The organism is Corynebacterium dentalis, from assembly GCF_900232865.1.
GTDB classification, from domain to species: domain Bacteria; phylum Actinomycetota; class Actinomycetes; order Mycobacteriales; family Mycobacteriaceae; genus Corynebacterium; species Corynebacterium dentalis.
The window spans coordinates 183,154-195,842 of sequence record NZ_OCTS01000005.1; the positions used below are offsets into that span (position 1 = coordinate 183,154).

At 61.0% G+C, this 12,689-nt stretch carries 14 protein-coding genes; 7 read left to right on the forward strand and 7 right to left on the reverse strand.

Annotated elements, in window-relative coordinates; all coding sequences use genetic code 11:
• Positions 1 to 5: 5 nt before the first annotated feature.
• The 5 genes from sufD (at position 6) to CS919_RS06820 (ending at position 4,265) form a co-directional block, all read left to right on the forward strand.
• Positions 6 to 1,208 carry a Fe-S cluster assembly protein SufD gene (gene sufD, locus CS919_RS06800; RefSeq protein ID WP_099298727.1) on the forward strand — a complete coding sequence of 401 codons (1,203 nt, stop codon included), beginning with the start codon at positions 6 to 8 and terminating at the stop codon, positions 1,206 to 1,208.
• 79 nt (positions 1,209 to 1,287) lie between these two features.
• A complete protein-coding gene (sufC, locus tag CS919_RS06805; RefSeq protein WP_099298728.1) occupies positions 1,288 to 2,043 on the forward strand; it encodes a Fe-S cluster assembly ATPase SufC in 756 nt (251 codons plus the stop codon).
• A gap of 37 nt (positions 2,044 to 2,080) precedes the next feature.
• Positions 2,081 to 3,334, forward strand: a complete 1,254-nt coding sequence (locus CS919_RS06810; RefSeq protein ID WP_099298729.1) for a cysteine desulfurase — start codon at positions 2,081 to 2,083, stop codon at positions 3,332 to 3,334.
• A 25-nt stretch (positions 3,335 to 3,359) separates the two neighbouring features.
• Entirely contained in the window at positions 3,360 to 3,818 is a 459-nt protein-coding gene (gene sufU / locus CS919_RS06815) for a Fe-S cluster assembly sulfur transfer protein SufU (RefSeq protein ID WP_099298730.1), read from the forward strand.
• Positions 3,819 to 3,854: 36 nt separating this feature from the next.
• Positions 3,855 to 4,265, forward strand: coding sequence for a metal-sulfur cluster assembly factor (locus CS919_RS06820; RefSeq protein WP_099298731.1), 411 nt, complete (start codon positions 3,855 to 3,857; stop codon positions 4,263 to 4,265).
• 6 nt (positions 4,266 to 4,271) lie between these two features.
• On the opposite strand, the gene CS919_RS06825 is transcribed toward CS919_RS06820, so the two are convergent.
• Positions 4,272 to 5,468 (reverse strand): lycopene cyclase family protein, encoded by a 1,197-nt coding sequence (locus CS919_RS06825; protein ID WP_099298732.1) that lies wholly within the window; start codon positions 5,466 to 5,468, stop codon positions 4,272 to 4,274.
• 80 nt (positions 5,469 to 5,548) lie between these two features.
• Here CS919_RS06825 and CS919_RS06830 point away from each other — a divergent pair, with 80 nt between their 5' ends.
• On the forward strand, positions 5,549 to 7,180 hold the full coding sequence (locus CS919_RS06830; RefSeq protein WP_099298845.1) for an ABC-F family ATP-binding cassette domain-containing protein: 1,632 nt from the start codon (positions 5,549 to 5,551) through the stop codon (positions 7,178 to 7,180).
• Positions 7,181 to 7,207: 27 nt separating this feature from the next.
• Here CS919_RS06830 and CS919_RS06835 read toward each other — a convergent pair whose 3' ends face one another.
• The 5 genes from CS919_RS06835 to CS919_RS06855 form a co-directional block, all read right to left on the reverse strand.
• Positions 7,208 to 8,155: a CE1 family esterase gene (locus CS919_RS06835; RefSeq protein WP_143341766.1), complete on the reverse strand. Its 948-nt coding sequence runs from the start codon at positions 8,153 to 8,155 to the stop codon at positions 7,208 to 7,210.
• Between the two features lie 85 nt (positions 8,156 to 8,240).
• Positions 8,241 to 8,975 (reverse strand): glutamine amidotransferase, encoded by a 735-nt coding sequence (locus tag CS919_RS06840; protein WP_099298734.1) that lies wholly within the window; start codon positions 8,973 to 8,975, stop codon positions 8,241 to 8,243.
• A gap of 50 nt (positions 8,976 to 9,025) precedes the next feature.
• Positions 9,026 to 9,859: a hypothetical protein gene (locus CS919_RS06845; protein WP_228073523.1), complete on the reverse strand. Its 834-nt coding sequence runs from the start codon at positions 9,857 to 9,859 to the stop codon at positions 9,026 to 9,028.
• Between the two features lie 15 nt (positions 9,860 to 9,874).
• On the reverse strand, positions 9,875 to 11,239 hold the full coding sequence (locus CS919_RS06850; RefSeq protein ID WP_099298736.1) for a PFL family protein: 1,365 nt from the start codon (positions 11,237 to 11,239) through the stop codon (positions 9,875 to 9,877).
• Positions 11,240 to 11,242: 3 nt separating this feature from the next.
• Complete coding sequence (locus tag CS919_RS06855; RefSeq protein ID WP_099298737.1) at positions 11,243 to 11,512, reverse strand: ACT domain-containing protein; 270 nt, start codon at positions 11,510 to 11,512, stop codon at positions 11,243 to 11,245.
• 59 nt (positions 11,513 to 11,571) lie between these two features.
• Between CS919_RS06855 and CS919_RS06860 the strand changes: the two genes are divergently transcribed.
• Entirely contained in the window at positions 11,572 to 12,108 is a 537-nt protein-coding gene (locus tag CS919_RS06860) for a DUF1990 domain-containing protein (RefSeq protein ID WP_099298738.1), read from the forward strand.
• Here CS919_RS06860 and CS919_RS06865 read toward each other — a convergent pair.
• A complete protein-coding gene (locus CS919_RS06865) occupies positions 12,105 to 12,674 on the reverse strand; it encodes a TetR/AcrR family transcriptional regulator (protein WP_370551573.1) in 570 nt (189 codons plus the stop codon). The genes CS919_RS06860 and CS919_RS06865 overlap by 4 nt on opposite strands.
• Between the last annotated feature and the right edge of the window lie 15 nt (positions 12,675 to 12,689).

Sequence of the window (12,689 nt, forward strand, 5' to 3'; positions counted from 1 at the left end):
GACCTATGACCACCCCACTTACTGAAACAGAAGCCACGATTAACCCGGTCAAGGCTGGTACTGAGCACCAGACCAAGGGCGATCGTTTCTCCTCTTTCGACATCAACGACTTCTCCGTGCCACGCGGCAAGGACGAAGACTGGCGGTTCACTCCTCTGCGCCGCCTGCGTGGCTTACACGACGGAACCGCAGCGGAGGGCCAGCGCGCCCAGGTATCCGTGGATCTTCCAGATTCCGGCGCTACCTACTCCGAGCTGGAGCCCACGGACGAGCGCGTGGGTCGCGCTGGTGCTCCGGTGGACCGCGCCGCTGCACAGGCGTGGACCAACACGAACGTGGCGGACTACGTCCACATTGAAAAGGACGCAGTGCTGGACAAGCCGGTGACGGTCACCGTCACCGGTGCAGGCGAGGACAAGGTGTCCTACGGAACGCTGGTCATTGAGTTGGACACCCACGCAGAAGCAGTGGTGATCGTTCGCTACGAAGGCTCTGGCGCACACTCGGACAACATCGAGTTTGTCGTCGGCGATGGGGCAAAACTGACCACCGTGGTGATGGAGGATTGGGCACGCGATGGCGTGCACCTGTCCAACTCCCACATCCAGGTGGGTCGCGATGCAACCGTGCGCCACTACTACGCGGCCTTCGGTGGCGAAATTGCTCGCTCCGTGCCTCACGTGCGCTACACCGCACCAGGTGGAGACGCCGAACTGCTGGGACTGTACTTCGCCGATGCCGGCCAGTACTTCGAGCAGCGCCTGCTAGTGGACCACTCCATCAAGAACTGCCGCTCCAACGTGCTCTACAAGGGCGCGCTGCAGGGTGAGCCTTCCAAGGGTCACGAGTCCCGCGACGCACGCACCGCGTGGATCGGCGACGTCCTGATCCGCCCGGAGGCAACCGGCACGGACACCTACGAGAAGAACAACAACCTGCTGCTTACCGAAGGTGCACGCGCAGATTCCGTTCCTAACCTCGAGATCCAGACTGGTGAGATTGTCGGCGCCGGCCACGCAGCCACTGTGGGCCGTTTCGACGACGAGCAGATGTTCTACATGCAGTCCCGCGGCATCCCCGCCGCAGCTGCCAAAATGCTCATCGTCCGCGGCTTCTTCACCGACGTGATCAAGCGCATCCCGCTGGAATCCATCCGCGAGACGCTGGAAGAAAAGGTGGAGCGCGAGCTGGAGAACACGGTTCTCTAACCACTTCATGCTCGCGGCTCACCCCGCGCACTAACCCTTTTTCACCACTTACAGACTCACAAGGAAAGTCCTACTAACTATGAGCACTCTGGAAATCAAGAACCTGCACGCACAGGTTGTCCCAGCCGATGAGAACGAGGCTCCAAAGCCCATCCTGCACGGCGTGAACCTGACCATTAACTCCGGCGAGACCCACGCCATCATGGGCCCTAACGGTTCCGGCAAGTCCACCTTGTCTTATGCCATCGCTGGCCACCCACGCTACGAAATCACCGAGGGCGAGGTGCTGCTGGACGGCGTGAACCTGCTGGACATGGAAGTTGACGAGCGCGCTCGCGCTGGCCTGTTCCTGGCCATGCAGTACCCCACCGAGGTGCCTGGCGTATCCATGGCTAACTTCCTGCGCTCCGCGGCATCCGCCGTGCGTGGCGAGGCTCCCAAGATCCGCGAGTGGGTCAAGGAAGCCCGCGGTGCGATGGAAGAGCTGTCCATCGACCCATCCTTCTCCGAGCGTTCCGTCAACGAAGGCTTCTCCGGTGGCGAGAAGAAGCGCCACGAGGTGCTGCAGCTGGGTCTGCTCAAGCCTAAGTTCGCCGTGCTCGACGAGACGGACTCCGGCCTGGACGTGGATGCCCTGCGCATCGTGTCCGACGGCATCAACCGCTACAAGGAGCGCGAGAACGGCGGCGTGCTGATGATCACCCACTACCAGCGCATCCTGAACTACGTGAAGCCAGACCAGGTGCACGTTTTCTCCAACGGCCGCATCGTAAAGTCCGGTGGCCCAGAGCTGGCAGAAGAGCTGGAGAAGTCCGGCTACGAGCAGTTCGCCTAAGCTGCCCGAAAATCCACGACAGAAAGAAGTCACAGTTATGAACACATCATTGGACACAGCCGAAGTCAGGAAAGATTTCCCTATCCTGTCCCGCACCGTCCGTGATGGCCGCCCGCTCGTCTACCTAGACTCCGGTGCGACCTCACAGCGCCCGGTGCAGGTATTGGATGCGGAACGCGACTTCTTGATCACCCACAATGCCCCAGTACACCGCGGGGCATACGAAATCGCTGAAGAGGCCACGGACGCCTACGAGGATGCCCGAGAGGACATCGCAGCGTTCGTCGGCGCGGAAGATCATGAGATCGCGTTCACCAAGAACGCCACCGAAGCCCTGAACGAGGTGGCCTACATCTTGGGCGATCCTCGTTCCGGCGAGTTCACGGTCACTGCCGGCGATGAGATCGTCATCTCAGAGCTGGAGCACCATGCAAATCTGGTGCCGTGGCAGGAGCTGGCGCAGCGCACGGGCGCAACCCTGCGTTGGTACTCCGTAACCGAGGACGGTCGCATTGATCTGGACAGCTTGGATCTGAACGAGAACACCAAGGTCGTGGCCTTGACTCATCAGTCCAACGTGACCGGTGCGGTTCTCGATGTGGATGAGGCCGTGCGCCGCGCGCGTGCCGTGGGTGCCCTTTTTGTTCTCGACGCCTGCCAGTCCGTTCCCCACATGCCCGTAGATTTCCACGCTCTCGATGTGGACTTCGCAGCATTTTCCGGCCACAAGATGTTGGGTCCCAACGGCGTGGGCGTGCTCTACGGCAAGGAGTCCATCCTGAAGACCTTGCCACCGTTTTTGACCGGTGGCTCCATGGTGGAAAAGGTGACGATGGAAAAGACCACGTTCACCGAAGCTCCACAGCGATTCGAAGCCGGAACCCAGATGACCAGCCAGGTCGTGGGGTTGGCCGCAGCGGTGCGTTACTTGCGCGAGCTGGGCATGGACAACGTCAAGGCGCATGAAAATGAGCTGACCGCCTACGCCCTGGAAAAGATCACTGCGATTGAGGGACTGCGATTGGTGGGCCCTGCAGAAGCCGTGGATCGCGGTGCGTCGATAAGCTTCGTGGTGGAAGGCATTCACCCGCACGATCTGGGCCAGGTGCTGGACGATCGTGGCGTGTGCATCCGCGTGGGGCACCACTGCGCATGGCCTGTGCACACCTGCATGGGCGTGCAGGCCACCGCGCGCGCCAGCTTTTATATCTACAACACCCGCGAGGAAGTAGATGCCCTGGCGGAGGCGATCGTGCACGCACAGAAGTTCTTCGGAACCGTAGAAGACTAAGACGATAGGCGAGTAGGCAACAGTCATGAAGCTGGAATCGATGTACCAGGAAGTCATCCTGGATCACTACAAGCACCCGCAGCACGCGGGCTTGCGTGATCCGTTTAACGCCGAGGTACACCACGTCAACACCTCGTGTGGCGATGAACTCACGCTGCGCGTCACGCTCAGCGATGACCTCAAGACCGTTCAGGATGTCTCTTATGACGCCACTGGATGTTCCATCAGCCAGGCGTCGACCTCGGTGATGGCGGAAGAGTTGGTGGGCAAGCCCGTCGACGAAGCGTTTGCCAAGCTGGCCGAGTTCGAGCGCATGGTCACCTCGCGCGGCAAGGTCGAAGGTGATGACGAGATCATTGGAGACGGCATCGCATTCGCCGGTGTGTCCAAGTACCCGGCACGCGTGAAGTGCGCGCTGCTGGGGTGGAAGGCATTTGAGGCCGCAGCCTACGATGCCGGCGCACAGCCCGCCAAGCAAGACTAGAAATTCCTCACCACAGCAGAAGAAACGAGTGAAACAATGACTGAACCGAACAGCAACCCTTCCGCACCGCAGATGGATCCCAACCCGATCAACGAGGTTCCGCAGCCTCCTGCTGAGCAGACTCAGGAGCAGCTGGAAATGTCCGGCAAGATCGAGGACTGCATGATGGACGTCATCGACCCTGAGCTGGGCATCAACGTGGTGGATCTCGGCTTGGTCTATGACACGTGGGTGGAGGATTCCACCGCCGTGGTGAACATGACTCTGACCTCGCCTGCGTGTCCTTTGACGGATATGATCGAGGATCAGGCCAATGCTGCCGTGGTGGGCACGCTGCAGGAGATCTCCGAGCTGCGTATCAACTGGGTATGGACTCCTGCCTGGGGCCCACAGATGATCAACGAGGAAGGCCGCGAGCAGCTGCGTTACTTGGGCTTCTCCGTCTAACTCAACCTATTTACCTGCAGCGACCCGGATCATGTGTCCGGGTCGTTTCCATATCGGTTGTAGGAACGGGTGGTTAAATCCCGTGAATCCGCGCAGTGCCCACATTGTCGCGGCCACGGCGAGGCCGTCGTGCCCGGTGAGGTAGGTCAGTTGCCGTTGGGCGCCGAGTTGGAAGAACGCATCGAAGAAGTCGCGCAGCGTGGTGTGGCTGGCCTGGCTGATGAGTTCTGCCCCTATCCGACGCAATGCTCGCGCAAGTTCCGCATTAGCCCGCCGAGCCACCCGGTGCGCATTCCTGCGGGAAAGCCGGGCCTTCCGCGGCTGATGCGTGCCTTCCTGGCTGGCGTGATCCTCCGCGATGCGATCAAGTAGCTGGTCTACCTGGTTCAACGCGGCGCCCACCGAGTAGCCCGTGGCGGGATTGATAAGGCCTGCTGCTGCGCCGAAATAGTAGCGCTGGCCTGGTGGGCACGCGTCCATGGGACTCGCGCCCGCCTTCCGCGTGCCCATGGGGATGACCACCACTTCGCGGTGGAATTCCCCGCGCTGGAATTGCTCGCGCAAAACCTTGCGCCACTCGGGCGCTTCCGCATCGAGACGTGCCTCCAGCCGCTGCGTGAGCTCATCGATGAGCTGACGCGGCGATGTCCGGGTGGCTAGGACCGTCTCCTCACACAAGATTCCCTCGTCCGTGGGTTGGATGTACAGGAAACTCGGGGGAGAGGGCGTGGGTTGTTGCCAATCCATAAAGGTGGCGAGGTTGGCGTCGGAAAAAAGATGACGGGGGAGCACATAACCCACCGCTACCTGCCAGAACACGCCGGTATCTGTGGGCGCTCCGGTGCAATCGATGACCACGCGATGCGGCGATCCGGTTGCGCTAGGCACGGTCCCGCGGCGAATCTTCGCAGTGCTCACCTCCACCTCGCGGCGTAGAGAATCCTTGTTCAGCATCGCGTAGGAATAGGCCAGCGGGCGCTCGCGATGCGTCACGGTGCGGGGCACGTAGGCGGGGGAGAAGAACCTTTGCCCCCACTCGGGCACCTCGGCCATCAGCGCCCCATACGTCGCGGGCCAGCGCGGTAATCTGCCCTCGGTCCGCACGCGAGGGTCCCAAGCCGTAACGTCCCACCCGCGTTCAGCGGCCCGAAGAGCAACGATGGCGCCGGCCGGACCCAGGCCAGCGATGTGCAGCACAACCATCTGACCGCTCCCGTTCCTCGACCCGGCTTAAGCAGGCACGATGCCTGCTCACAACAGGGGCAATGATAGCGTGGATCGTTGTGATTGTGACCGAAGACCTTGAAGTACGGGTGGGCGCCAGGACCCTGCTGGACGCACCCGGACAGCTGCTGCGCGTACAACCGGGGGACCGCATCGGGCTGGTGGGCCGCAACGGTGCAGGCAAGACCACGACGATGCGCATCCTCGCAGGTGAGGGCGAACCTTATGGCGGAAAAGTGATCCGCAGTGGCGAGTTTGGCTACCTTCCGCAGGATTCCAAGGAAGGCGATATCGAGCAGACCGCCCGCGATCGCGTACTCTCCGCGCGCGGGCTGGATCAGATTCGCCGCACCATGGATCGCCAGCAGGAGATCATGGAGACCACGGACAAGGACTCCGAACGGGACGCCGCGATTTCCAAGTACTCCCGCATGGAGGAGAAGTACTCCGCGCTGGGCGGCTACGAGGCGGACAGCGAGGCCGCACGTATCTGCGACGCCCTGGGCTTGGAAGAGCGCGTCCTGGACCAGCAACTCAAGACGCTCTCCGGTGGGCAGCGTCGTCGTGTGGAGCTGGCGCAGATTCTGTTTGCCGCCACCTCCGGCTCTGGGCGCTCCCAAACCACGCTGCTGCTGGACGAGCCGACCAACCACCTGGACGCAGATTCCATTACTTGGCTGCGCGACTTCCTGAAAAAGCACGAGGGCGGGCTGGTCATGATCAGCCACGATGTCGAGTTGCTGGAGGCCGTGTGTAACAAGGTCTGGTTCCTAGATGCCGTGCGCTCCGAGGCGGACGTCTACAACATGGATTGGAAGAAGTACCTGGATGCCCGGGCTACGGACGAGGCGCGTCGACGCCGCGAGCGCGCCAATGCGGAGAAGAAGGCCGGGGCCTTGAAGGAGCAGGCTGCGAAGCTGGGTGCCAAGGCTACCAAGGCTCGCGCCGCCAAGCAGATGACTGCACGCGCAGAGCGCATGATGGGCGAGTTGGACGAGGTGCGCGTGGACGATCGTGTGGCCACCATTTCCTTCCCAGAGCCTGCGCCGTGTGGCAAGACCCCGATGAACGCCAAGGGGCTGACCAAGATGTATGGCTCGTTGGAGGTTTTCGCTGGCGTGGATCTTGCCATCGATAAGGGCTCGCGCGTGGTGGTGCTGGGATTCAACGGTGCTGGTAAGACCACGTTGCTGAAGTTGTTGGCCGGTGTGGAGCGCGTGGATGGCGAAGGTGGCATCGTCTCCGGCTATGGCCTGAAGGTGGGTTACTTTGCCCAGGAGCATGACAACATTGACGGCGATAAGAGCGTGTGGCAAAACGCCATCGAGTCTTGCCCCGATGCCGGCGAGCAGGATCTGCGTGGCGTGCTGGGAGCGTTCATGTTCTCCGGAGATCAGCTGAATCAACCTGCTGGCACGCTCTCCGGTGGCGAGAAGACCCGACTGTCCCTGGCTACCTTGGTCAGCTCGCGAGCTAACGTGCTGCTGCTGGACGAGCCGACAAATAACCTGGATCCACAGTCCCGCGAACAGGTTTTGGATGCGCTGCGCACCTACGAAGGTGCCGTGGTGCTGGTGACGCACGACCCAGGAGCTGTGAAAGCCCTCGATCCAGAACGGGTCATCGTGTTGCCAGATGGCACAGAGGACCTGTGGAACGAGAGCTACATGGAGATCGTGGAATTGGCCTAGCGCCCAGGTGGCGCTGGCTTAGGGGGTCTAGCGAGTCTTGAGAAAGTCCCACACCACCTGGGCAGCAGCCGGGTTGGAGGGGAACCACGTGTGCTCGCCACCGTTGACTGAATACACCCGGGTCTGTCCGCCGGTAGGGCATCCGCCGAGGGTGTACATATCGGTGCGGCCATTGGAGGTGGGGTTGGTCAGCGCCGTACTGGTGCAACCGTTGCGGGTGCCGATGCGCTGCGCGGCTTGAGGAACGCTGAAGTAGTCCCCGCCGTGCGCGTTGGATCCGCCGCCATAGAGCATGTGATCATCGGCAGTTCCGTGGATGAGTAGCGTGTCCACCGCTCCGGCCAAACAGTTGCTCAGCGTGGGGTTGTAGTACGCCCCAGCCACGGACGCCACGGCAGTAAATGCGCCTGGTGCCTGGCATGCCAGGGAGACAGCCATGCCACCACCGTTGGACAGCCCGGTGGCGTACACGCGGGAGCTATCAACCTTGTACTGAGACTTGACCTTGCTCAGAATGGCCTGCACAAAGGCGACGTCCTGCCCGCGGCTGGTCTCGGCGTACTTGGGACCTTCCCACGCCTGAGCCTTTCCCTCTGGGTAGACGATGATGGCCTCTTGACCAGCCACGTTGTTCAGGTCCGCGTAACCGCGATACATGGTGGCATCGTGCTGCCAGCCGGCGAAGCCAAACAGCACGGGGTAGGACTTGGTGGGATCCATGGTCGCGGGAGTCTCGATCAGGTATTCCCGATTGCTCTGTCCTGCCACGTCCACTGCTGAACGAGTCAGGTTGGTTTGGCCCGGCACGGAAGGTACGGAGGGAGCTTGTCCGAGCTGATCGAGGATGCTGGCGATAACCTCCAGACTTCCCAGATCCACGCTGCCCAGGGTGGTTTGAGCATTCGCCGCAGGAGTGAATGCAGAGAATGCTAGAACTGTAGCGGCCGCCACTGATGCGATTTTCTTTAGATGCACGAAGGAATATTAAACCAAGCCACGGGCCTTAGCAGATGTTTTTGGCGGCGATGGGGGTATGAGGAGACTAGCCCCTGACTGCACCTTATGAGCGCAGGTCGCGGGCGTGCTGCACGAAGGCTCGGAGGATCGAATTCGACGCCGACGTGTCGTGTCCCCTGAGGTCGTCATAGACCTCATTCTGTCGCTCGGGGGAAAAGTATCCGGCATCTTCGTAGAAGCTCAGGCGGCGGGCGATGCGATCTCCGTCCATCTCTGGATGGAATTGGGTTGCCCAGACGTTGGATCCCATGCGGTACATGTGCACTGGACAGGTTGGGCCACCGGCCAAGAGCACCGCATTCTGCGGAAGCTGCAGCACGGAATCCTTGTGTCCGCCGAAGCCGAGGAATTCCTGTGGCAACTGGGCACAAAGTGGATCATTTGCCGCCTGTTCTGTCAGCGCGATCTTGGTGACTCCCGCTTCCTCGGCGAAGTCGGAGCCTACTTGGCCTCCCAAGTAGTGGGCGAACAGGCTCGCGCCGTAGCAGGTAGCGATGATGGGGAAGCGCTGGTGTTCCAGAGCTTTCTGAACAAACTCCACGAGGCGTTCCGAAACTGCCGGCTGCCATACAGCGTCGTAAGGCTTGGTGATGGTGAACGCGCTGCCACCAATGAACACCCCGTCCACGTCCGAAAAATCGCCGAGTTCACTGTCTGGCCGATCCAATACGCGCATATCCAGTTCTTCTGTACCGAGCCCGGACAGGGCGAGGAAATCGTCATATTCGGCATCGGCGATATGACGATTTTCGCGGAGGGCAAGCAGTACGAACTTCACGCAAGCAACATTAACAGACAGCTTGGTCTACCAAAGAAACGTCCGAGTAGTTACATCCCCGGTCGGGGACCCACCGCATTCAGTGCAGCCCTGATCTGTGCCTTTGCCAGATCCGTGGAGATAGTCGCAGACTCCTGATTCCCGCTGACCCAGCGGGCGACGGTCCATCCGTTGTTAAATTCCGGCTCGCCGTGATCCAGCGGGCCGTCCATCATCTTTAAGTCCAGGGGCACACCCCGATGAGAGGCCGGAGCGGAGAATTCCCCGGAGGTAAAGCGAAAAGGCTCCGAGCCATCAGTGGGGAAGACCTCCACTAGTGCCCGATAGCGGAAACGGACATCGTTATTCCGGACGTGATCCTCGCGATCATTGTTGTGCGAAGAATGCTGACGCACGCTACTAATCCACACGCCACCAACACGAGCAGGGGCATAGCTCAGCCAGCCATTGTTGAAGGCCTGGGAAATCATGGTGAGATTGGCGCGTCGGCGTCGGAAAGAAATCACATCGACAACCACCAAGAGCAACCCGATGGCCCCCAGGATCAGGCCGGCGAACAGGGCGGGACCGGGGATCAGGCAAAGAGCTACACCACCAATCAACAAAGCCAGTCCGATGACGCCAATCACGATCTGCGTGGTGGACATCCCGCCGCGAGAGCCAGCAACAGGCAGCCGCCCGTGGGACTCCAGGGCAGCCATCAAAGCGGGGGAGTTGGCCACGTGCGGATTCCGAGTATCGAATTGGCCAGATTCCGCACCCCTGCGGATTGCGCCGTCGGGGTCATCGATAACCGCCGAAGAACGCCCATAGTGGAATAGGGGAAGGTTGTCCGCCATCAGTTCAGTGCCATCCTCTCTGTACCATCCTCTCTCGAACGTCATGTCTGGAGCGCGCGCCTAGTTGCGCATTCCGTGAACCGGAGCGGGGATGAAGCCACCTCGGCCGATGAACTGCGCATTGCCCACGGAGTTGACGTCGATGATTGGCGCGTAGCCCAGCAGCCCACCGAAATTGACCTCGTCACCAGGCTTTTTCCCGGGCACGGGGATTACCCGCACGGCCGTGGTCTTGTGGTTCATCACGCCAATCGCAGCCTCATCGGCGATCATGCCGGCGATCGTCTCGGCACTGGTCTCTCCCGGCAACGCCACCATGTCAAAGCCCACCGAGCAGATGGCCGTCATGGCTTCCAATTTGTCCAAAGAAATGGAGCCGGAGCGCACGGCATCGATCATGCCCTTGTCCTCGGAGACCGGAATGAAAGAACCGGACAAGCCACCCACGCGAGAGCAGGCCATCATCCCGCCCTTCTTCACAGCGTCATTGAGCAGCGCCAACGCGGCAGTCGTACCGTGCGTGCCCACCTGATCCAGGCCCATGTGCTCCAAGATGTGCGCCACGGAATCACCCAGCTCTGCGGTAGGAGCAAGAGACAAATCGATGATGCCGAACGGCACGCCCAACCGCTCCGAGGCCATGTTGCCCACCAGCTGACCGGCGCGGGTGATCTTGAACGCGGCCTTCTTAATTTCCTCTGCCACCTGATCCAGCGTGGCACCCTCCATCGAACCAATCGCGCGATCCACCACGCCCGGGCCGGACACGCCCACGGACACCACACAGTCCGGCTCCTCCACACCGTGGAAAGCTCCAGCCATGAAGGGGTTATCGCCCACAGAGTTGGCAAAGACCACCAGCTTGGCGCAGGCAATGGCATCGCGGTCGCTGGTCAGCTCCGCAGCTTCCTTGATGATGCGACCCATCTGCGCCACGGCATTCATGTTGATACCGGCGCGCGAGGAGGCGATATTCACGCTGCTGCAAACCACATCGGTTTCAGATAGCGCTTCCGGAATGGAACGAATCAAAAGCTTTTCGCTGGTAGTAGCACCCTTTTCCACCAACGCAGAGTAGCCGCCCACAAAATTGACACCCACTTCCTTAGCCGCCCGATCCAGCGCACGGGCCGCGTCCACAGGATTGCCCTCCACACCTGCGACCACCAAGGACACCGGCGTGACGGAAATGCGCTTATTCACAATCGGGATGCCCAGCTCCGCCTCGATGCCCTCACATACCTCCACCAGCTGCGAGGCCTGCTGCGAAACCCGGTCATAGATAGCCTGGCTGGTCTCCGCCATTGTGGGGCGAGTACAGCCCAGCAACGAAATACCCATGGTCACCGTCCGGATATCCAGGCGGTATTTCTCGATCATCTCGATGGTCTCGAAAATCCGGTTGGGATTAAACACTCCGCCCATCGTCTAGACCTCGTTCATCGCGGTAAACAGATCCTCGGACTGAATCCGAATCACCTGCTGCTTGGACTTTTCCACCGGCTCCAACGCGGCACGGATCTCCGCCAGCGAGGTCTGCGCGTCATCGAACTCCACGCGCAGAATCATAGTGAAGTAGCCAGACATCAACGTCTGAGACACATCCACAATGTTGACGCCGAGCTCGGCGAGGGCAGTAGACACAGACGCAATAATTCCGGTGCTGTCGATGCCGGTTACAGTCATAATGGCGAACATGCGTCCATCCTAAACCCTCGCGAGACAGCCCCCGGCCCCACGTGCTCTACTGTGGAGCCATGGCTCCGAAACCGCAGCTCACGTACCCCAGCTCGCTTCGCTTTCTCACCCTGGATGTGGTGCGAGGTGGTTCTTTTTCCGACGCCAACCTCGCTCCCTCCTGGCATGTCACCGAGTACTCAGAGGTGCTCGGCCACGGCGAGGCCTGCTACCGAGCGGCTGCCTATCGGCTGTTCTCCTGGCGAGCCCACTGGGAAGCCGGCGTGGGCGTGACCCAGCACAATGTCGGCTCCCACGAAATCGTCAACGTCCACTTCGGACCGACCAGCAACCCATGCTTGATCCTGCACCGCAGCCAGACCGCCCGCCGTGCCGCGCTGGTCTACGGCACACTGCCCGGGCATGTGGAACGCGGCGAAGAAGCCTTCATTGTGGAGATGTCCGAAAGTGGGGAAGTCACAGGACGCTGCCTGGCGTTTTCCCAGCACGCATGGTGGCTAGCGAAACTCGGTGCACCCGTGGCCCGCGGGGTGCAGCTGGCCATCACGCGCAGGTACGTGCGCGGGATGGTCCCGCAGAGCAGACAGCGGGACTAGCTCTGCTTCCGAATGGCGTTTTCGGCGAGGTCGAGCATGGCGTCGAGACCATCAACAGACCCACCCGAGGCCAACCGTGTGATCAAACCATCCAACAACGTCTCCAAGAACAGGTGGATGATCGCCGGATCCACGTCATCACGGATGCGGCCGTCCTGGGACAACGTCACCAAACGGGTGCGGACGGCGGAATCCAAAACAGCCTGGTGCGCTTCCCAGCGTGCTCGGAATCCGCTATCCGTGCGCAACATCTTGGAGATCTCTAGGCGAGTAGAAAGCCAATCGTGGCGCTCCGGATGGGCAAGGAGATCACGCATCACCTCGATGAGACCCTCGTCAGCCACCAAATCCGCCTGCCGGATGGCATCCTCGCGGGCCAGCGTCAGAAACAACGTTTCCTTATCGCGGAAATGATGGAAAATCGCCCCACGCGATTTGCCCGTCGCCTCCTCGAGCCTCCGAACCGTTGCGCCTTCGTACCCGAAGGCAGTAAAGCAGCGGCGCGCATCCGCCAAGATACTTTCCATCTTTTCGCTCAAGTCCAGCTCCGGGGTAGTGGAGGACATTCCCATCTCCGCATC